This is a genomic window from Haloferax massiliensis (assembly GCF_001368915.1).
In the GTDB taxonomy this organism is placed as follows: Archaea; Halobacteriota; Halobacteria; order Halobacteriales; family Haloferacaceae; genus Haloferax; species Haloferax massiliensis.
The window spans coordinates 1,314,071-1,333,191 of the sequence record NZ_CSTE01000002.1 but is presented as its reverse complement, the minus strand read 5'-3'; the positions used below and the strand labels follow the sequence as shown (position 1 = coordinate 1,333,191).

Genomic DNA, 19,121 nt, shown 5'->3' with positions numbered 1-19,121 from the left:
TGCACGACTCGAACACCTCCCGCTTCGATGCCGAGGTGCGTCGTTCCGGCCTCGACCCCGGGGTTTTTGTTCGGCATATCGGGTCGCGTGCGCTCCGAACCCGTGGGGTGCAACCGCGGCCAGTCGGCCCGAATCCTGGTCGACCCGCTTCCAACTATTCCAACGTCGGCAGTCGACCGACCTCGAATCGGTGTCCGTTGGCTGGCTTCCGGAACCGAGTGGTGATATCTCGACTCGACCGCGAGAGACTGAACGTCGATTCGTGGTGTCGGCCAGCCAACGCGCTGGTCGTTCTCGATTTACACGCCCACCCTCGTGTTCGGCACAGTCTGCCGTCGCGTCCTGATACGCTCGCTTACCGAACTTCGACTCGCATCACTGCGCCGAGTGGTGCTGAATCGTCGTTGTTCACCCACCATCTCACCCCATATATACCACATAATGCGATACAGAATTCCCAAAGCGCGTCCGCATCGTCTCGACGCGACCCGTTCGCCGTCCGTTGATTCATTCGCCACGTTCAAGCCCGCCCACCGAGTGAAGTCGATAATGACACGAAGCGTCTGGCTCAAGGCCGACGACGCAGTCGGCGACTGGGAGACGCGGAAGCGACGCATCACGGCCGGACTGGAAGCCGGCGTCGACTGGGTTCTCGTCGACGAGGGCGACGTCGAACGGGTGCGCGAACTCGGCGACGTCAACGTCGCCGCGTTCCGAACCGACGCGGACGTCCACGTGATGGAAGCAGAGGAAGACGACACCGAGCCCGAGGCGCTCGCCGACGCCTACATCGTCGGCAAGGGCGGCGAGGGCGACGCGACCGTCGAACTCCCCTCGGACTTCTCCGGGTCTGCCGACCTGACGACGCTCCGCCGCGGCGACGACCTCGCAAACGGGTCGTACGTCCGCATCCTGAGCAAGGACTACGAGGCGTTCGCCGAGGAGGCCGCCCGCGACGGCGACTACACCATCGTCATCGGCGAGGACTGGACCATCATCCCGCTCGAAAACCTCATCGCCCGCATCGGCGAGGAGACCGACCTCATCGCGGGCGTCACGACCGCCGAAGAGGCCAAGACGGCCTTCGAGACGCTCGAACTCGGCTCCGACGGCGTCCTCCTCGACAGCGACGACCCCGACGAGATACGCAAGACCGTCGAGGTCCGCGACGAGGCCGAACGCGAGTCGCTCGACCTCGTCTGGGCCGAGGTCACGGAGGTCGAACGCACGGGGATGGCCGACCGCGTCTGCGTCGACACCGGCACCATCATGGACCACGACGAGGGGATGCTCGTCGGCTCGATGGCCCGCGGCCTGTTCTTTGTCCACGCCGAGACGGCGGAGTCCCCGTACGTCGCGTCTCGGCCGTTCAGAGTCAACGCCGGCGCGGTCCACGCCTACGCGCGGACTCCCGACGGCGGCACGGTCTACCTCTCCGAACTCGAAAGCGGTGACGAGGTTCAGCTCATCGACACGAACGGACGCACCCGCGAGGCCATCGTCGGGCGCGTGAAGATAGAAAAGCGACCGATGTTCCGCATCTCCGCCGACTACGAGGGCGACCGCGTCACCACGCTCCTCCAGAACGCCGAGACCATCAAGGTCGAGACCCGCGAGGGGCGGACGGCCGTCACCGACCTCGAACCCGGCGACGAGATGCTCATCTACTACGAGGACACGGCTCGCCACTTCGGCGAGGCCGTCGAAGAGAGCATCATCGAGAAGTAGTTCCGGAGGGCCGTTTTTTCGAAGCCGAGGGCGAGGACGGCGGTCGGTGTCCGTCGTCCGTCTCTCTATCCCTCGACCGTGTACCATTCGAGTTCCGTCGCACACCACGGACAGAAGTCGAGGTTCCGGTCGAGTTCGCCGCCGCAGACCGGGCAGGTCGGCTCGCCGTTCGCGTTGCGACCGCGCGGTCGACGCCCGACGCGGTAGGCGTCGAGCGCGCTCAGAAACAGCAGTCCGAGGACGGGGAACAGCACCTCTCTGGGGAGCGAGTCCACCGTCACGGTCGCCGGGTCGGCGAACGTCGAGAGCAACACCAGCGCCGCGCCGAAGACGAAGGTGAACCACGCGATCGCGCGTCGCCACTCGCGGAGGTAGACGTGGCCGGCCCCGGCGATTCCGAGCGAGGCACCAACCACGCCGACGAGGGCGGCGACGACCGCGCGACGACGAGCATCGGGCATTGTTCGTTGGCGTCGTCGTCCGCGCTCTTAAACGTCTGGATTGTCGGACAGTCGACCAACCAGTACCGAAGCACGCCGATGAGTGCCTGATACCCGCGAATTCGAGCCTTCCGAACTCAGTCGGTCGTCGTCGCGTCTTCCGAGAGTTCGGGCCGCTCCGACGCCTCGGCCGCCTCTGCCCCGTCGAACGGCTCGTGTTCGACGACGAACTCGCGGTCCGCCCCGTCGGCCGACGCCTCGACCGACGACGCGCGGTACAGTCGGATGCGACGCTCCTGTTTCGTCACGACCGGGAAGTCGTAGTGTTCGGCGTCGTGACCCGGGCGGTCGTCGCGGTCGGCGACGAACTCTCTGTGTGCGTCCAGTCGGCGTTCGACCTCCGCGCGCGAGCGTTCTGGGAGGTCGTCGAGTCGGCGTTCGAACCCCGAGACGAGGTCGGCGTCGAGGTCGTAGCCGACGGAGTCCCGGCCGGCGAACATGGCCGCGAGCGTCGTGGTCCCGGTGCCGACGAAGGGGTCGAAGACGGTGTCGCCGTAGACGGAGTACATCCGAATCAGGCGCAGCGGCAGTTCGACGGGGAACGCCGCCGAGCGCTCTCTGGTCCCCGAATCGAGGCGCTGGTCGGTCCCGCCGAACTCCCAGAGGTCGGAGAACCAGCGGTTGCGCTCCTCCCAGAAGAAGGCGCTCTCGTAGCGCCGCTCGTCGCCCGGCGGGAACGACCGCGGGGCACCCTTGCGGACCACGAGGACGTACTCGTGTTCGAGCGTGACGTAGGCGTTCGGCGGGAGCGTCCCCGACCCCATGAACTTCGTCAGACTGTTGGTCGGTTTGCGCCAGATGGCGTCCGGGAGCGGCGTCAGCCCGCGTTCGGCGAGCGCGGTGAGCACGCGGGCGTGGTTGGCGTACTGGCGGAACGACCCGTCGAGGCTCCGCGTCGCGTCGCCGACGTTCACGCAGGCCATCCCGCCGGGCGCGAGCACGCGGGCCACCTCGTCCCAGACGGCGTCGAGCTGTTCGTGCATCGCCTCGAAGGCGGCGTCCCCGTCGCCCGCGTCGAGCGCCGCGTCGACGGCGTCGTCGCGCGCCGAAAAGAGGTCGTCCCACATCTCTATCATGGGGTAGGGCGGCGACGTGACGACGAGGTTCACGCTCTCGTCGGCGAGTCCGGTGTCGGCGGCGTCGCCCACCGCGAGGGCGTGCGTCGTGCGCATCGTCCGGACGTGTTCGCCCCGAAACAAAACCCTTCGCCTCGGCGCGGGGGCGGTCGGCGCCGCGACGGGCGACCGCGACCCGCGACTCGCCGGTGGCGCGTCGCGTCGAGCGCCGCCGCTGGCGGGCGAATAACCGAAAATCGAGTCGTTTCGTCCGGTCGAACCGTCGCTCGGCGCGGGCGTCTGGCGCGCGCTCAGACGAGACCGAGGTTCTCCTCGGCTTCGAGGAGTTCGTGGTAGCGGTTGCGGATGGTGACCTCGGAGATGTCGGCCACGTCGCTGACGGCGGCCTGCGTCGTCTTCTCGTTGGTGAGGAGGGCGGCGGCGTAGACGGCGGCGGCGGCGAGGCCGACCGGCGACTTGCCGGAGTGGACGCCCTTCTCCTTGGCGTTCTTCAGGAGCTGGCGCGCGCGCATCTTCGACTCGTCGGAGAGGCCGAGTTCGCTGGCGAACCGCGGGACGTACTGCTCGGGGTCCGCGGGCTTGACCTCAAGCGAGAGTTCGCGCGCGATGTAGCGGTAGGTGCGGGCGACCTCGCTCTTCTCGACGCGCGAGACCTCCGCGATTTCGTCGAGCGAGCGGGGGACGCCGGCCATGCGGGCGGCGGCGTAGGTACACGACGTGGCGACGCCCTCGATGGAACGACCCGGCAGGAGGTCGTCGTCGAGCGCGCGGCGGTAGATGACCGATGCCGTCTCGCGGACGTTCTCGGGGAGGCCGAGCGCGGAGGCCATGCGGTCGATTTCGCCGAGCGCCTGCTTGAGGTTGCGCTCCTTGGAGTCGCGGGTGCGGAACCGCTCGTTCCACTTGCGGAGCCGCTGCATCTTCTGGCGCTGCCGCGCGCCGAGGGAGTTGCCGTACGCGTCGCGGTCGCGCCAGTCGATGTTGGTCGACAGCCCCTTGTCGTGCATCGTGTTGGTCGTCGGCGCGCCGACGCGGGACTTCTCGTCTTTCTCGCGGGCGTCGAACGCGCGCCACTCGGGGCCGCGGTCGACGGAGTCCGCGGTCACGACGAGGCCGCAGTCGTTACAGACGGTCTCGCCGTGTTCGTCGTCGGTGACGACGTGACCGCCGCACTCGGGACACTGCAGCGTGTCGCCCTTCGTCTCTTCCTGTTCCTCGGCCTCCTGTCGGCCGTTCTGCGTGTTTCGTTCCTGCTCCTGTGCGCCGGGGTTTCGGGTCCAGATTCGTTCACTCATGGATACGACGGCGGGTGCTCCGGGAATGGGTGGTTAGAGGCGGATAGAACCCGGATGCTGTCCGTAACACCAGCAACCGCAGACGACCGCATAAATGGTTTGGTATCGCTTTCGGCGAGCGGCGGCGTTTACCTGTGTGAGGCCGTCGCACGGGTAATTGAGGTTCGTGATGGATTCGGGGACGCATCGGCATTCATCGACGATTCGCCGGCGACCGCCGACGCGACACATACTTTTTCCGAAGGGTCGTTGCCACGACTACCCATGGCCGCGAATCCCCGCGTCGTCTCGCTCGCGCCGAGCGCGACAGCGATTCTCACCGCCGCCGGTCTCGACGCCCACGTCGTCGGGGCGACCGTCCACTCGCCGACCGACAAGCCGGTCGTCGGCGGCTGGTTGAACCCCGATTTCGACCGGGTCGCCGAACTCGCCGCCGACGCCGTCTGCACCTGCGACGACCTCCAGTCGGACGTCGCGGCGGCGGCCCGCGACCGCGGCTACGACGTGGTCCACGTCGCGCCCGCGACGCTCGACGAGGTGTTCGATTCGTTCCCCGTCGTCTGCGACGCCGCGGGCGACGCCGGCGCGGGGGCGACGCTCGCCGAGGACTGCCGCGGCGTCCTCGCCCGCGTCGCCGACGCGCGGCGACCCCGAGGCGTTCGCGGCCCGCGGGTGGAACGTCGACGCCGCGGTCCACGCCGTCGACGACTCGCTTCTCAATCAGCCGAGTCCGGCCGTCGTTTCCGGCGTCGACCGACTCGCGCGACTGTTGCACCCCGACGCCGACCTCCCCGAGCCGTGGGTTCCCTCGGCGACCGAATCCGACGAAGGGAAATAACCGGGCGACGCGCTTCCGACATGGACATCGCGGTCGGAAGCGGCAACCCGGTGAAGCGGCGCGCGGTCGAACGAACCTGTCCCGACGCCTCCGTGGCGGCGGTCGCCGTCGACTCCGGCGTCTCCGAACAGCCGACGGGCCACGACGAGACCATCGCGGGCGCTGTCACCCGCGCGGAGCGGGCGCTCGACGCGGGCGACTACGACCTCGGCGTCGGCATCGAGGGCGGCGTGGCGACCTTCTCGGCCGGCGACGGCACAGACGAGACCGACCTGTACCTCGTGATGTGGGCGGCCGTGACCGACGGCGAGCGCGTCGGCCGCGCGGCGGGGCCGAGCCTCCCGCTTCCCGCCCGCATCGCGGACCGAATCGACGCGGGCGAAGAACTCGGGCCGGTGATGGACGACGTGCTCGGCACCGACGACATCGCGAAAAACGAGGGCGCGGCGGGCGTGTTCACCGGCGGTCGACTCACCCGAACCGACGCGCTCGAATCGGCCGTGACGGGCGCGTTCGCGCCGTTCCGTTGCGAGCTGTACTGACTCCCGTTACTCCGACTCGGCGAGTTCGCGCTCGTGGTCGCGCACGTCCGCGCTCTCTTCGACCGCGGTCGTCAGCGAGACGTTGAGCGACAGCATCGAGGCGACGCCGCCGACGACGGTGACGGCGTTTTTGACGGCGTGGTCGAGGACCGCCGCGGCGAGCGCGGCGGCGGGCGTGACCGGCGCGAGCGCGGCCATGAACACCGTGAAGGCGATTTCGTAGAGGCCGACGCCGCCGGGCGAGAGGGGAAGCACCTTCGCGAGGTTGCCGACGCTCACGGCGAAAAACGAGACGCCGACGAGGACGACGGGGTCGATATCGACGCCGAGCGCGAGCAGGACGACGACCGCGGTCACCACGTCGACGGTCCAGATGGCGAGGCTCGTCAGGCCGACGCGGGTGAAGGCGGCGCGGTTGCCGGCGACCGCCTGCAGGTCGGAGACGAACTGCTCGATGACGCCCGCGACGAGGTCGACGTAGGAGTCCGATGAGAACCGGCCGACGAACGCCCGGACGACGTTCCGGTCCGCGCGGGCCGACAGCGCGATGCCGAGGACGCCGAGGATGGCGACGACGCCGACGCCCGTGGCGACGTAGGCGACGGTGCGCACGTCGTCGGCGGACACGTCGACCGAGCCGCCGCTCACGCCGGTCGCCAGCACCGTGGCGATGTCGTCGAGGCCGCCGGTCGCCGCGAGGCCGACGAGGACGACGCCCGCGAGCCCCGCGATGGTGAGCAGGTCGAAGACGCGCTCGACCGCGAGCGACGCGAAGCCCGAGGGGTACGGGATGTTCCGGCGCGCCTTCACGACGTAGGCGCGCACGGCGTCGCCCGCGCGGGCGGGAAACACGAGGTTCCCGGTCTGACTGATGAATATCGCCCCCGTGAGGAAGCTCGCCTTCTCGCGGTAGCCGAGCTCGCCGAGGATGTCGCGGTAGCGAATCCCCCGGAGCGGCCACGAGACGACGTAGATAACCGCGGCGGCGGCGACGAGCGCGGGGTCGGCGTCGCCGAGCACCGAGATGACCTCCGAGGGGTCGATGTACAGCGTCATCAGCGCGAGCGCGAAGACGGTCAAAAGCAGACCGGCGACGATTGTCACCCGGCGGGTGATGCGCGGCCGGACCGACAGTTGCCACCACGTCCGGAGAATCTGGCTCCCCATCCCGAGGACGTCGCGGACGAGGTCGACTTTCGTGTCGCCTTTCGGCTCCCAGTCGACGGGGAACTCGGCGACCCGCAAGCCCGCGCGCTGGGCGCGGACGAGCATCTCCGTGTCCCAAAACCAGTGGTTGTCCTCCACGTCGTCGCGGAGCACCTCGAACGTCTCGCGGCTGAACGCCTTGAAGCCGCACTGGTGGTCGCGGAGGTCAGACCGGAGGAACAGCCGGACCAGCCCGTTGTAGACGCGGCTCGGCACGCCGCGTTTCCGCGGTCGGTCGGCGACGCGGTCGGGCATCCAGCGCGACCCGGTCGCGGCGTCGTACTCGCCGGAGCGGACGCGCTCGACCAGTTCTTCGAGGTGGCGCATGTCCGTGGCGAGGTCCGTGTCGAAGTAGACGAGCGTGTCGCCGTCGGCGGCCTCGAAGGCGCGTTCGAGCGCGCCGCCGCGGCCGAGGCGCTCGTCGCTGTGGTAGTGGCGAATCCGGTCGTCCTCGGCGGCCAACCGGTCGGCTATCTCCGGCGTCTCGTCGTCGCAGCCGTCTTCGGCCACGATGACTTCGAAGGCGTCGGCGGGGAGGAACGATTCGAGCGTCTCGACGGTGACGCGGACCGTGTTTTCGATGGTCCGCGCCTCGTTGTAGGCGGGGAGGACGACGCTCACTTCGACGCCGGCCGCGGTCGCGGCGGTCGGGCGTCGTTCTGTCGGGCGACCCATTGTCGTCGTATGGCCGCTATCCGCGTATGAATTTTCTGTCTTGGGACAGGTACGGTCCGTGAGACGGACAGTTCGGAACGTTCGGGTGTTCGGCGACCGCTTCGATGCGCCCCGGCGCGGCCCGACGCGCTCCGATGCGTCCGGCCTGTTCCCTCGTTGGTGTGTCCGCGTCGCGTGGGTGTTAGGCGACTGTACCTGCGACGGCTCGGTGGAGCCCTCCCGGCGGCTCGTTTTCGGTAAAAATCGCAAGACAGCGCCGTGTTAAGTTCCCGTACCAAACCCCTGATAGGCGTCTCGTCTCTCTGTGTAGGTATGAGCACGACCGCCTCCGCGACCGCAGTCGAGGGCGAGGTCCTCGACGCCAACCGCAGTCTCTCGGAGAAACAGCGCCGCATCCTCGACTACCTCCGCTCCAACGCCGGGGCGAAGACGTACTTCAAGTCCCGCCTCATCGCCGACGACCTCGACCTCTCGGCGAAGGAGGTCGGCGCGAACATGCGCCCCATCCTCGACGGCGACTTCGACGTGAGCGTCGAGAAGTGGGGCTACTCCTCGGGCACCACGTGGAAGGTGACCGTCTGAGCCCCCGCTGACGTTTCACTCAGGCCCCGCCGCACGCCGTCCTCGGCGTGCACCCCGGCGCGTCCTCCCTCGCGCCGCTCCCACCCGGAACGCCGTCGTCTCCCACCCACGCGTCGTTCCATCCCCGTTTTTCGGGTTTTCTCGCGTCCCAGCCCCGCCGCTGGGAGTCGGTATGGACACGGAACCGTCACACGGTACAGCGTCAGTCGCCCGTCTCGACCGCCGGCCTCGACTCGTCCGACCTCGTCAGGGGTCGAACCGGATGAGTTCGGCCGCGTCGTCGGCGAACGCCGCGGCGTCGGAGCCGAAGGAGTCGGCGTAGCGAATCAGGAGCGTGATGACCGTCTCGGGGTTGCGGACCGCGTAGCCGTCCTCGCGCGAGAGGAGGCCCACGGCGTCGAGTTTCTTCGCGTACGTGCTCACCGTCGCCCGCGAGACGCCGAGGCGGTCGGCGAGTTCGCTTCCCGTCGCGTCGGGGTCGCGAAGCAGGTGGACGAGCATCCCGCGCGGCGTGTCGCGGCGGAGATAGCCGAGCGCGACCTGCTCGAACTCGGAGAACCGACTCGCGGGGAAAAACCGCTTGTAGTCGCCGTCGCGGCGCACTTCGAGCGTGTCGTCGTCGACGAGGTTCCGGAGGTGGTACTGCGTCTCGCCGGTTCCCAACTGGAGGTCGTCGCGGACCTTCGAGAAGTGCGCGCCGGGCGTCGACGCGACGTAGCCGACGATGGCGTCCCGCGCGTCGCTCGACCCGGACGAGTCGTCGTCGCCGTCGTCGCCGCCCCCGAGGCCCACGAGCGGCGTCGCGGCCCCGAGCGCGGCGAACCGACGGAGGGTCGCGCGCTTGTCTTCGTCTACCCGGCGGTTCGACATCTACACCCACATACGAGACGGCGCGAAGAAAAGGGCTTCGGCATTCACACCCGTCCGAACCCGGGACGGTCGGTCGATGCGACTATTCGAGGTCCTTCTCGAAGGACATCTCGCTTTCGTCGTCGCCGTCGTCCTCGTCGCCGGCGTCTGTGGCCGGTTGGCCGTTGCCCGCGGAGTTCGCGTCCGCCGACTCGTCGGCCGCGGCGTCCGCGCCCTCGCTTTCCGCGACGACCTCGTCGGACGACTTGATGGGGGTCTCGTTCTCGTCGGCCTCGGCGATGACCTCGTCGGGCGACTTGATGTCGTTGACCTCCGCGCCGGCCTTGATGGCCTCCGCCTCCTGTTCGAGCTGTTCGACGTTCATCTCCGCGGCCTCGTCTATCTGTCCGAGAATCTCCTCGATGTCGTCGAGGCCGATGAGCTCGCGGGTCTCCTCGTCGAACTGCTTGCTGGAGAGGCCCTCCGTGTCCTGTACGTCGGAGCCGGTGAGCTGTTTGCCGTAGCGACCCACGAGCGACGTGAGCTCCTGCGGGAGGACGAACGTCGTCGACTCGCCCTGTCCGATGCGTTCGAGCGTCTCCATCCCCTTGTCGATGATGGCGCGTTCGCCCATCGACTCGGCGGACTTCGCGCGGAGAACCGTCGAGATGGCGTCGCCCTGCGCTTCGAGAATCTGCGACTGCTTTTCGCCCTGCGCGCGGATGATGTTCGACTGCTTTTCACCCTCGGCCTGTTCGACGGCGGAGCGGCGCTCACCCTGCGCTTCGAGAATCATGGCGCGGCGGCGGCGCTCGGCGGAGGTCTGCTGTTCCATCGCCTGCTGGACGTCGGCGCTGGGGTTGACCTCGCGGACCTCGACGGACTCCACGCGGACGCCCCACTCGTCGGTCGGCTCGTCGAGTTCCTTGCGGATGCGGGCGTTGATTTCCTGGCGCTTGTTGAGCGTGTCGTCGAGCTCCATGTCGCCGAGGACGGCCCGGAGCGTCGTCTGGGCGAGGTTGGAGACGGCGCGCTTGTAGTCGTCGACTTCGAGGAACGCTTTCTTCGCGTCCATCACCTTGATGTAGACGACCGCGTCGGCCGTGACCGGCGAGTTGTCGCGCGTGATGGCTTCCTGCCGGGGCACGTCGAGCGTCTGGGTCCGCATATCGAACGCGTAGGTCCGAGAGACGAACGGCGGGATGAAGTTGATACCCGGTTCGAGGAGCCGGCGGAACTCCCCGAACACCGTGAGCGCCTTCTTCTCGTAGGCGTCCACGATTTCGACCATCTGATACACCGTCACGATGGCGAGGACGAGCACGAGGAGGCCGGCGACGACGCCTCCGATACCCAGCCCCGCCTGGAGGGCAAGTAGGTCCATAAGCCCGCCTTGGGTTGGCAGAATGATAAGTATTCGTGTGGTTCGGCCGTCACGTCGGACGGTTTCGGGGTGACGGGGCGGCCAACGGCGGTTCGGGTCGATGCGGTTCGGGCCGACCGCGGCGTCGCGGACGCCGGTCAGACGCCTTCCGTACCCTCGCGTTCGAGTTCTTCGTCTCGCTCCGCGGACTCCTCGCGCCGTCGTCGCGCCCGCTCGCGGGCGAGTTCGCGGTCGATTTCGTCCTCGCCGGGGCCGACTGCCTCGACGGTCACGACGTTGCCGCCGCCGGGGTCGACGACGATGACCTCGGTTCCGACTTCCAACTCGCCGTGGACCGACCGGGCGGCGTAGTAAGGGTTGAACCCGCCCTCGTCGAGTTTGACCTCGCCGCTGGTCGGCGTGACGCGCTCCGTGACGCGCCCCATCTTCCCCGTCAGCGCGTCCGAGTCGCTCGTCTTCCCCTCTCCCTTGCCGCCGTAGATGTCGAGCTCTCGGTAGCCGTAGAGCGCGAGCGCGCCGAAGACCAACACGAGCAGGCCGAGGGCTATCGGGCCTGCGAGCGGCGCGATAAAGAGGCCGACCAGCCCCGCCGCGAGGAGGGCGACGCCGAGGACGACGAAGTGCGCGCCGGGGGCGATGGCCTCCGCGAGCGACAGGCCGAGCCCCGCGAGCACGAGCAAAAGCGGGAGCGTCTCGGGACTGACGAGACCGGTCTGTAACGGGAGCGGCGGGTGTGCCATACCGGGTCTAGGGCCGTCGCCCGATTAAGGATTGAGGGTCGAACGCGGCGCGGGTTCAGCGGGGGCGGCCGCTCCCCGCTCAGTCCTCGTCGTTCGGGTCGGTCGAGACCGACCGGTCGTGGACGAACGCCACGGAGTCCTCGTTCGTCGGCCGGACGAAGACGGTCCCGGTGGTCGCGTTCGTCGGCACGGAGAAGACGGTCCAGACGTGCGCGCGCTCGTCGGGGGCGAACAGCCCGCCGTTGCGGAAGCCGGTCGCGTTCGACAGCGGTTGGTAGCCGTAGCTGACGCCGTCGGACTCGAACACGAGCGCCGACTGTGGGAGCGACCCCGGCGCGTCGCCTCCGGCCGTGGCGTTGAGTCCGACGACGACGAACCGCTCTCCCTCCGGCGCGGCGTACGTTCGGTTGCCCACCCGAAGCGTGTCGGCGGTCCGGGCGTTCCACCGGGCGACTACGTCGGCGGAGTCGGCGCTCGCACCCGAGAGGGCGGAGACGGAGACGCCGCCTTCGTCTCCGCCGCCGTCGCCGGTCGGTCCGCCGAGTCCGTCAACCATCGGGCCGAGCACGGCGACGAAGCCGAGCGCGAGCACGAGCAACAGGACGGCGACGACGACGACGCGGACGCTCGGCGGCGACCCCGATTTCAGGTCGCCGACCGACGACGGGAGTCCGTCGCGGAGGGTGTTCCCAACGGATTTCCAGCCGCCGCTTCCGCCGTCACCGTCACCGCTACTTCCGCCTCCGCTTCCGTCTCCGCCGTCACCTCCGCCGTCGCCGTCACCGTCACCACCGCCGACGCCGATGCCGCTGGCGAGTCCGGCGAGTCGTTCGCGCGCGGCGGCTATCGGGAGCGACGCGAGCGCCTCTTCCAACGGTTCGGGCAGGTCGAACGGCAGGCCGAACTCGACTTCCGCCGTCTCGAACACCTCGCCGTCGGTGTACTGCTTGACGGTCTGTTCGAGGCCCTCGTCGGCGACGGTCCGGCCGAGTTCGTCGCGGTCGAACAGCGTCACGTCGTGGCTCGTGGCGAACCCGCGGACCGCGTCGGCGAACTCGCCCTGCGTGGCGACGACGACGGTGTCGATATCGCGCTTTTTCGCGTGCGCGACGAAGCCCTTGACGTGCTGTTTCTCGACCGTCGTCTCGACGGCCGGGAGCGCGAGCATGAGTCCCTTCGTGCCGTCGCCGCGCTGGCCCTGTACGAGGTATCTCCCCTCGCCGCGGGGCTGGACGTTCGTCTGCCAGTTCCGCTGGGTCCAGAGGTCCGCGAGGAACCGGACGAACTTCGCCGGGTCGAGTTCGACGAGTCTCGTCACTGTTCGCGTCCCTCCGGCTCGGTTGGGGCGGGTCGTCGGTCGTGTCCGCGTCGTCGGTCGTGTGTCATCTTGTCGTCTCGGTGTTCGTCCCGGCGGCGGCCGGCTCCGGCGGCCGCGAGACGACTGGGAGGGGGGTCGTCGCCGCGGCCGCGTCCGTCCCGGTTCGGGACCGTCGGCGTCGGAGCGCGGAGCGCCGCGGGGAGAATCGACGCGGCGACCGACGCGGAGGGTGCGCTTTGTCGGTCATTCCGTCCGTCCCGGTCGGGTGGTTGGCGGTGGTTTCCCTCGGGGTCACATAAATCAACAGTCCCGATTATCAAAACGGAAAGTCGGAGGCGAGACGGCGGCCGAACTCGGCGCTCGAAACAGGTCGCGGTCGGCGTCCGGCGGGTCGCTCAGAACGCGCCCGGGAACACGGTGACGACGATGAGTCCGACCGCGAGGAGGACGCCGAGCAGGACGAACGCGACGTTTTCGGCCCGCGGCGACTCCGGCTCGATGGGGAGCTGTTCGACCTCGGGTTCGTCGTCGATGATGCCGTCGGGACCGACGTCGTCGACGCCGAAGCGCCACTCGCCGTCGCCGTCAGCGTCGCGGTCGTCGTCGGCCTCGGGAGAGGGTGCGCGGGACATCGATTCGTGCGTAGGCGTCGCGTCGGGAAAGGGCTACCGCACTCCTACCGGCTGTCGCGGTCGTGGTTGATGACGTCGCCCTCGTAGACGATGCCGCGCTCGGCGTGGAGCGTGACGGTCGCGCCCTGCGCGATGGTTTTCGGAAGCGGCGCGCCCGACACCATCGGGATGTCGAGTTCGCGCGCGACGAGCGCCGGGTAGCCGGTCATGCCCGCGCGGGCGTCGACGATGCCGGCGAGCTTGTCGGCGTCGCCGTTGAACTCGCCGTCGAACTCGGCCGACAGCGCGAGAATCGCGCCCTCGGGGACGTCCGTGAGGTCGCCGTCCTCGGTGCGGTAGAGTGGGCCGGCGACGCGGCCGCCGACGATTTTCCGGCCCGTGGCGACGGGTTCGGCGGCGACGTGGACCTTGAGCATGTTCGTCGTGTTCGTCCCTTCGAGCTCCGTCATCATGCCGGAGAGGACGACGATGGTGTCGCCTGACTCCGCGACGCCGGCGTCGAGCGCGGCGGTGACCGCGTCGTCCATGACGCCCTCGACGCTCGGGCTGTAGTCGGCGTACTGCGCCGAGACGCCCCACGAGACGGCGAGTTGGCGGCGCGTCCGGTCGTTCGGCGTGACGGCGACGACGGGGACGCCGGGGCGGAACTTCGCGGTCTTCCGGGCGGTGTAGCCGGACTCGGAGACGGCGACGACGGCCGCGGCGTTCACGTCGCGGGCGAGGTAGCGCGCCGAGCGGGCCAGCGCCTCCGTGCGGGACCCCTCGTCGGCGGTCGGGACGCGCTGTTCTTGGCTCTCGTCGTACTCGGGGCTGGCTTCGACCTCCTCGACGATGCGGGACATCGTCTCGACGACGCGGACGGGGTGGTCGCCGACGGCGGTCTCACCCGAGAGCATCACGGCGTCGGTGCCGTCGAGGACGGCGTTGGCGACGTCAGACGCCTCCGCGCGGGTCGGGCGGCGCGAGCGGACCATCGAGTCGAGCATCTCGGTCGCGGTGATGACCGGCGCGCCCGCGGCCTGCGCTTTGCGGATGGTGCGCTTCTGGATGATGGGAACTTCTTCGAGGGGGCACTCGACGCCGAGGTCGCCGCGGGCGACCATCACGCCGTGGGCCGCCTGGATGATTTCGTCGAGGTTCTCGACCGCGCCGGCGCGCTCGATTTTGGCGATGATGGGAATCTCCGCGCCGAGGGTTTCGAGGGTGTCGCTGATGGTGTAGACGTCCTCCGCGTCGCGGATGAACGAGGCGGCGACGTAGTCGACTTCCTTCTCCGCGGCGAGCTTCAGGTTCTCGTAGTCGGAGTCGGTGATGAGGTCGATGTCGAGGTCGACGCCGGGGACGTTCACGCCCTTGCGCGAACTGAGCTTCCCGCCGGAGACGATGGTCGCGTGGACCGAGTCGTCCTCGACGTACTCGACGGTGGCCTCGATGCGGCCGTCGTCGAGGAGGATGGTGTCGCCGGCCTCGGCGGCGGTGATGGAGTACGACAGGCCGACGGCCTCGGGGGTGGCGTCGTCGCCCTCGTAGAAGCGGACCTCGCTTCCGGTTTCGAGGTAGATGTCCTCGTCGATTTCGGCGGTTCGCACTTCGGGGCCCTGCAGGTCGAGCATGGCCGCGAGCGGTTCGTCGGTCGCGTCGTCGACGGCGCGGATGCTGTCGATGACGTCGGACCGGTGTTCGACGTTGCCGTGGCTCGCGTTCATCCGGGCGACGCTCATGCCGGCGTCGGCGAGCCCGCGAATCGTCTCCCGGTCGAAGGACGCGGGACCGAGGGTGCAGACGATTTTTGCGTTTCTCATGGCATCGCCTACGAGTGACTGATAAAAAAGCCCGATGATGAACTCGGTGCCGAGTAACGGGTTCGCATACGTACTCTCTATAGTTCGCCCACCGAACTGACCGCTCGGTCGACCTCACGCAACTATAATGGTCGTTTGGTAAATTTCTCCGTCGTATCTGACGTAGCCGGGGTCGCGGAACTCGTTTCTGTCCGTTCCCTTCCGGAGCGTCACGGTCTCGCCCCCGAGCGCCTGCCGGAACGCCGACTGTTGGTCGGGCGCGAGGTTCTGATACGAGACGGCTCCCTCGCCCTGCGGGAGGTCGTCGACTCGGGTGACGCTCAGCCTCGCCGTCCCGCTTCCGCCGCCGAGACAGCCCGTCGAGAGGACGAGCGCCGCGGCGAGCAACACGCTGATTCGCATAGCCGGCGCTCCAGCGTCATCGCTCAAATCGGCTCCGGTCTCGGCGCGGGATTCGAGCGCCGAACGCCTGCTCAGGAGGAGACGGTCGTCCGGTAGACACCGCCGTCGTACCGGACGTAGCCGGGGTCGACGAACTCGTTTCGCGCCGCCTCGTTCGGTAGCGCCGCCGGTTCGCCGGTCGAGACCGCCTCCTCGAACGCCTCGCGCTGGTCGGGGTCGAGGTTGCCGAAGGCGACCGCGCCCTGTCCCTGCGGGAGTTCGTCCACGCGCTCGACGGTCAGCGTGCCCGCGCCGCCGCCCGTGACCGCGGCGACGACGCCCGCGAACACCGCGAGCGCGACGACGATTCCGACCGCTTCCCGTCTTCCGATTCGCATGGGCGACGCTCGGGAGTCGGCGCAGTTAGGCGCTGTGGTCCGCGTCTGGAACGGGGCGGCGTCGGAAAAAACGGCGCGTCGAAACGTCGCTCGCGGGCGGTCGCTTACTGGACTTTCGTGCCGGGGACGGCGTCGCCGTGGGTCGTCAGGAGGTCGGCCTCGTCGCCCGCGGCCAACAGCATCCCGTTGGACTCGACGCCGAACAGTTCGGCCTGTTCGAGGTTGGCGACGATGATGACCTTCGACCCGGAAAGCGAGTCGAGGTCGTGGAGCTGTTTGATGCCGGCGACGATTTGGCGCTCTTCGACGCCGATGTCGACGGTGAGCTTGGCGAGTTTGTCCGCGCCGTCGATGCCCTCGGCGGCGACGATTTCGCCCACGCGCAGGTCGAGGTCTTGGAACTCCTCGAAGGAGATGCGGTCGTCCGCGATGGGTTCGAAGTCGATGTCGGCGTCGGAGTCGGTGTCAGCGTCCATGTTCTCCTCCGCGTCCTCGTCGGACTCGTCGCTTTCGGATTCCGTCTCGGCCACGCGCGCTTCGAGCTTCTCGTTGAGCTCCTCGACGCGCTCGGCTTCGATTTTCTCGAACAGCGCCTCGGGCTCGCCGAAGGTCGCCGGCGGGGCCTCGAAGGCGTCGTCGACGCCGGTGTCGGTCACGGAGCCGTCCTCGCCGAGCTGTTCCCAGAGCGCCTGCATCTTGCCCGGCGCGACGGGGAAGAACAGCACGGCGATGGCCTTCGCGATCTGGACGCAGTCGCGGATGACCTGCGCCGCGGCCTCGGGGTCCTCGTCGGTGAGCTTCCACGGCTCGTTGCGCTGGATGTACTCGTTGCCGAACTGCGCGAGGCGGACGGCGGCGTTGCCGGACTTCCGGACCGAGTAGTCGTTGATGCCGGCTTCGAACTCGTCGATGGCCTCCTCGATGCGGGTTTCGACTTCCTCGGACACCTCCGCGTCCGGCGTCCCCTCGAAGTTGCGGTACGCGAAGAGCATCGACCGGTAGAGGAAGTTGCCGACCGTGCCGACGAGTTCGCTGTTCACGCGGTCTCTGAACTTCGACCACGAGAAGTCAACGTCCTGCTGGAACCCGCCGTTGGTGGCGAGGTAGTACCGCAGCAGGTCGGGGTGGAAGCCCTCGTCGAGGTACTCGTCGGCCCAGACGGCGCGGTTGCGCGAGGTGGAAAAGCCCTTGCCGTTGAGCGTGATGAAGCCGGAGGCCATGACCGCGCGCGGCTCGACGTAGCCCGCGCCGCGGAGCATCGCCGGCCAGAAGACGGTGTGGTGCTGGATGATGTCGCGGCCGATGATGTGGACGATGTCACCGCCGGACTCCGTCCGGCGAGCCTCCGAACCCGCGTCGGATTCGGAGACGCCCGCGTCCTTCCACGCGGCCTCCCAGTCGAACGTGTCGGCACCGACGCGTTCGGTGTACTGCTTGGTCGAGGAGACGTACTCGATTGGCGCGTCGACCCAGACGTACAGCACGAGGTCGTCGCCCTCCTCCCCGGGGTAGTCGATGCCCCAGTCCATGTCGCGGGTGATACACCAGTCCTGCAGTTCGCCCTCGATCCACTCGCGGGGCTGGTTCCGGGCGTTCGAGGTGCCTTCGAGGCGGTCGATGAACTCCTGGAGGTAGTCTTGGAGGTCGGAGACCGCGAAGAACTTGTGTTTGCGCTCGCGGTACTCCGCGGGGTTGCCGGTGAGCGTCGAGGTCGGGTCTTCGATTTCGCCGGGTTCGAGGTGGCGGCCGCAGCCCTCGTCGCACTCGTCGCCGCGGGCGTGCGCGCCGCAGTAGGGACAGGCCCCCTCGACGAAGCGGTCGGGGAGCCACTGGTCCGCGTCGGGGTCGTAGGCGACCGGAATCTCCTTCTCGTAGACGTAGCCCTCGTCTTCGAGCGTCCGAACGATTTCCTGGGTCAGTTCGGTGTTCGTCTCGTCGTGGGTGTGGCCGTAGTTGTCGAACTCGATGTTGAAGCGGGGGAACGTCGCCTCGTACTTCTCGTGGTGGCGGAGCGCGAACTCCTCGGGCGTGACGCCCTCCTTCTCGGCGTTGACGGCGACGGGCGTGCCGTGCATGTCAGACCCGCTGACGAAGGCCGTCTTTTGGCCGAGTGTTCGCAGCGAGCGACTGTAGATGTCGCCGCCGACGTACGTTCTGAGGTGGCCGATGTGGAGGTCGCCGTTCGCGTACGGCAGTCCACACGTCACCACTGCTGGCTTCTCCGTGGGGAAGTCCTCGTGACTCATATGTGTCGTGTATCTCGGAAGCGGGCCTAAAGCCCGCCGCTTCGGATGCGTCCGGCTGGCGGTGCGATTCCGCCCCGAGGTTCGCCGGGTCCGACCGTCGACTCACGTTACCGAGGCGACGGCCGGAGGCGGGTCCACCCGCGGCTAAAAGGAAGCGCGCATACGCATGTTGTCGGGGAGACCCGTCGCGGTCACACCGGTACTGAAGCCGAGCGCGCGTATAAATCATCGGGACCGCCGCAGTCGACCGACCGCGACGGGCTTCGAAGCAAGTGGCTGACAGCGGTACTGACGGCGACGCGACAACGACGGCGGGGTGAGTCGACCCGCGCGTTCGCCCCGCTCAGAGGAACGCCAGCGCGGCCTCGATACCGATGACCGTCACGACGAGGCGGCCGCAGGAGCCGACGAACGTCGCGGCGGCGAACCTGAGGTAGTCGTCTTCGAGGACCGAAAACGCGTAAATCGACAGCGTGTCGGGGAACCCCGGCACGCAGAGCGCGGCCGCGAGCCCGGCGAAGCCCCAGTTCTGTGCGATTTGGACGGCCGTGCGCTCGGTCCAGCCCATCACGTCGACCGGGAGCCGTTCGAGCGCCCGCTCGACGTAGCCCGACTCCGTCGTCTGGCGGCCGATATAGAACGCGAAGACGCTCCCGGCGGCCTTGCCCGCGCCGCTGACGAGGATGATGACCGCGAGTTTCGCGCTGTAGGGGAGCCCGAGGTCGAGCGGCGCGGCGAGAACGATTTCGCTCACGCCGGGGAGGGCGAAGGCGATGAGAAACGAGTACGCGAAGATGATGACTAACCCGACCCAGCCGGTGGCCGTCTCGACGAGCGACGAGAGCCACGAGAAGTCGGGGTACAGCCCGAGCGTCAGGTCTGCGAGCGATGCGAACGCGGTGAGGGACACACGAGAGGGTCGAAGCCAG

17 protein-coding genes and 1 pseudogene are annotated in these 19,121 nt (G+C 68.5%); 4 read left to right on the top strand and 14 right to left on the bottom strand.

Annotated elements, in window-relative coordinates:
• The first annotated feature begins 549 nt into the window (after positions 1–549).
• The gene (locus BN996_RS10845; RefSeq protein WP_089778944.1) at positions 550–1,728 is read left to right on the top strand and encodes a 3-dehydroquinate synthase II; all 1,179 of its coding nucleotides are present in this window, start codon (positions 550–552) and stop codon (positions 1,726–1,728) included.
• A gap of 65 nt (positions 1,729–1,793) precedes the next feature.
• On the opposite strand, the gene BN996_RS10840 is transcribed toward BN996_RS10845, so the two are convergent.
• The 3 genes from BN996_RS10840 to BN996_RS10830 form a co-directional block, all read right to left on the bottom strand.
• A complete protein-coding gene (locus BN996_RS10840) occupies positions 1,794–2,189 on the bottom strand; it encodes a DUF7575 domain-containing protein (RefSeq protein ID WP_089778942.1) in 396 nt (131 codons plus the stop codon).
• 116 nt (positions 2,190–2,305) lie between these two features.
• Positions 2,306–3,400 carry a DNA-methyltransferase gene (locus BN996_RS10835; RefSeq protein WP_089778940.1) on the bottom strand — a complete coding sequence of 365 codons (1,095 nt, stop codon included), beginning with the start codon at positions 3,398–3,400 and terminating at the stop codon, positions 2,306–2,308.
• Between the two features lie 194 nt (positions 3,401–3,594).
• Positions 3,595–4,599, bottom strand: a complete 1,005-nt coding sequence (locus tag BN996_RS10830) for a transcription initiation factor IIB (RefSeq protein ID WP_187367311.1) — start codon at positions 4,597–4,599, stop codon at positions 3,595–3,597.
• Between the two features lie 264 nt (positions 4,600–4,863).
• Here BN996_RS10830 and BN996_RS10825 point away from each other — a divergent pair.
• Together BN996_RS10825 and yjjX are read left to right on the top strand one after the other, a co-directional pair.
• Positions 4,864–5,437 (top strand): annotated as a pseudogene (locus BN996_RS10825) (cobalamin-binding protein).
• 20 nt (positions 5,438–5,457) lie between these two features.
• The gene (gene yjjX / locus BN996_RS10820) at positions 5,458–5,979 is read left to right on the top strand and encodes an inosine/xanthosine triphosphatase (protein WP_089778939.1); all 522 of its coding nucleotides are present in this window, start codon (positions 5,458–5,460) and stop codon (positions 5,977–5,979) included.
• A gap of 6 nt (positions 5,980–5,985) precedes the next feature.
• Here the strand turns inward: yjjX and aglD are convergent, their stop codons facing one another.
• A complete protein-coding gene (gene aglD, locus BN996_RS10815) occupies positions 5,986–7,860 on the bottom strand; it encodes a flippase domain-containing glycosyltransferase AglD (RefSeq protein ID WP_089778937.1) in 1,875 nt (624 codons plus the stop codon).
• Positions 7,861–8,172: 312 nt separating this feature from the next.
• Between aglD and BN996_RS10810 the strand changes: the two genes are divergently transcribed.
• A complete protein-coding gene (locus tag BN996_RS10810; protein WP_004972643.1) occupies positions 8,173–8,442 on the top strand; it encodes a DUF7123 family protein in 270 nt (89 codons plus the stop codon).
• A gap of 246 nt (positions 8,443–8,688) precedes the next feature.
• On the opposite strand, the gene BN996_RS10805 is transcribed toward BN996_RS10810, so the two are convergent.
• The 10 genes from BN996_RS10805 to BN996_RS10755 all read right to left on the bottom strand — a co-directional run bounded on the left by BN996_RS10805 (position 8,689) and on the right by BN996_RS10755 (position 19,102).
• Positions 8,689–9,312 carry a winged helix-turn-helix transcriptional regulator gene (locus BN996_RS10805; protein ID WP_089778935.1) on the bottom strand — a complete coding sequence of 208 codons (624 nt, stop codon included), beginning with the start codon at positions 9,310–9,312 and terminating at the stop codon, positions 8,689–8,691.
• A gap of 82 nt (positions 9,313–9,394) precedes the next feature.
• A complete protein-coding gene (locus BN996_RS10800; protein ID WP_089778933.1) occupies positions 9,395–10,675 on the bottom strand; it encodes an SPFH domain-containing protein in 1,281 nt (426 codons plus the stop codon).
• A gap of 137 nt (positions 10,676–10,812) precedes the next feature.
• Positions 10,813–11,415: an NfeD family protein gene (locus tag BN996_RS10795; protein ID WP_089778931.1), complete on the bottom strand. Its 603-nt coding sequence runs from the start codon at positions 11,413–11,415 to the stop codon at positions 10,813–10,815.
• A 79-nt stretch (positions 11,416–11,494) separates the two neighbouring features.
• Complete coding sequence (locus BN996_RS10790) at positions 11,495–12,733, bottom strand: restriction endonuclease (protein WP_089778929.1); 1,239 nt, start codon at positions 12,731–12,733, stop codon at positions 11,495–11,497.
• A gap of 395 nt (positions 12,734–13,128) precedes the next feature.
• The gene (locus BN996_RS10780; RefSeq protein WP_089778925.1) at positions 13,129–13,365 is read right to left on the bottom strand and encodes a DUF7312 domain-containing protein; all 237 of its coding nucleotides are present in this window, start codon (positions 13,363–13,365) and stop codon (positions 13,129–13,131) included.
• A 44-nt stretch (positions 13,366–13,409) separates the two neighbouring features.
• Positions 13,410–15,167: a pyruvate kinase gene (gene pyk, locus BN996_RS10775; protein WP_089778923.1), complete on the bottom strand. Its 1,758-nt coding sequence runs from the start codon at positions 15,165–15,167 to the stop codon at positions 13,410–13,412.
• A gap of 114 nt (positions 15,168–15,281) precedes the next feature.
• Positions 15,282–15,569 (bottom strand): DUF7979 domain-containing protein, encoded by a 288-nt coding sequence (locus BN996_RS10770; protein ID WP_007275122.1) that lies wholly within the window; start codon positions 15,567–15,569, stop codon positions 15,282–15,284.
• A gap of 71 nt (positions 15,570–15,640) precedes the next feature.
• Positions 15,641–15,946, bottom strand: a complete 306-nt coding sequence (locus BN996_RS10765; protein ID WP_089778921.1) for a DUF7979 domain-containing protein — start codon at positions 15,944–15,946, stop codon at positions 15,641–15,643.
• A gap of 104 nt (positions 15,947–16,050) precedes the next feature.
• Positions 16,051–18,192, bottom strand: coding sequence for a methionine--tRNA ligase (metG, locus tag BN996_RS10760; RefSeq protein ID WP_089778919.1), 2,142 nt, complete (start codon positions 18,190–18,192; stop codon positions 16,051–16,053).
• 343 nt (positions 18,193–18,535) lie between these two features.
• Positions 18,536–19,102, bottom strand: a complete 567-nt coding sequence (locus tag BN996_RS10755) for a YqaA family protein (protein WP_089778917.1) — start codon at positions 19,100–19,102, stop codon at positions 18,536–18,538.
• Positions 19,103–19,121 lie beyond the last annotated feature (19 nt).

What these genes read in the sequence shown, in the direction of transcription:
- BN996_RS10845 (WP_089778944.1), top strand. Translation starts at nt 550, where the DNA reads ATGACACGAAGCGTCTGGCTCAAGGCCGACGACGCAGTCGGCGACTGG.
- BN996_RS10840 (WP_089778942.1), bottom strand. Translation starts at nt 2,189, where the DNA reads ATGCCCGATGCTCGTCGTCGCGCGGTCGTCGCCGCCCTCGTCGGCGTG.
- BN996_RS10835 (WP_089778940.1), bottom strand. Translation starts at nt 3,400, where the DNA reads ATGCGCACGACGCACGCCCTCGCGGTGGGCGACGCCGCCGACACCGGA.
- BN996_RS10830 (WP_187367311.1), bottom strand. Translation starts at nt 4,599, where the DNA reads ATGAGTGAACGAATCTGGACCCGAAACCCCGGCGCACAGGAGCAGGAA.
- yjjX (WP_089778939.1), top strand. Translation starts at nt 5,458, where the DNA reads ATGGACATCGCGGTCGGAAGCGGCAACCCGGTGAAGCGGCGCGCGGTC.
- aglD (WP_089778937.1), bottom strand. Translation starts at nt 7,860, where the DNA reads ATGGGTCGCCCGACAGAACGACGCCCGACCGCCGCGACCGCGGCCGGC.
- BN996_RS10810 (WP_004972643.1), top strand. Translation starts at nt 8,173, where the DNA reads ATGAGCACGACCGCCTCCGCGACCGCAGTCGAGGGCGAGGTCCTCGAC.
- BN996_RS10805 (WP_089778935.1), bottom strand. Translation starts at nt 9,312, where the DNA reads ATGTCGAACCGCCGGGTAGACGAAGACAAGCGCGCGACCCTCCGTCGG.
- BN996_RS10800 (WP_089778933.1), bottom strand. Translation starts at nt 10,675, where the DNA reads ATGGACCTACTTGCCCTCCAGGCGGGGCTGGGTATCGGAGGCGTCGTC.
- BN996_RS10795 (WP_089778931.1), bottom strand. Translation starts at nt 11,415, where the DNA reads ATGGCACACCCGCCGCTCCCGTTACAGACCGGTCTCGTCAGTCCCGAG.
- BN996_RS10780 (WP_089778925.1), bottom strand. Translation starts at nt 13,365, where the DNA reads ATGTCCCGCGCACCCTCTCCCGAGGCCGACGACGACCGCGACGCTGAC.
- pyk (WP_089778923.1), bottom strand. Translation starts at nt 15,167, where the DNA reads ATGAGAAACGCAAAAATCGTCTGCACCCTCGGTCCCGCGTCCTTCGAC.
- BN996_RS10770 (WP_007275122.1), bottom strand. Translation starts at nt 15,569, where the DNA reads ATGCGAATCAGCGTGTTGCTCGCCGCGGCGCTCGTCCTCTCGACGGGC.
- BN996_RS10765 (WP_089778921.1), bottom strand. Translation starts at nt 15,946, where the DNA reads ATGCGAATCGGAAGACGGGAAGCGGTCGGAATCGTCGTCGCGCTCGCG.
- metG (WP_089778919.1), bottom strand. Translation starts at nt 18,192, where the DNA reads ATGAGTCACGAGGACTTCCCCACGGAGAAGCCAGCAGTGGTGACGTGT.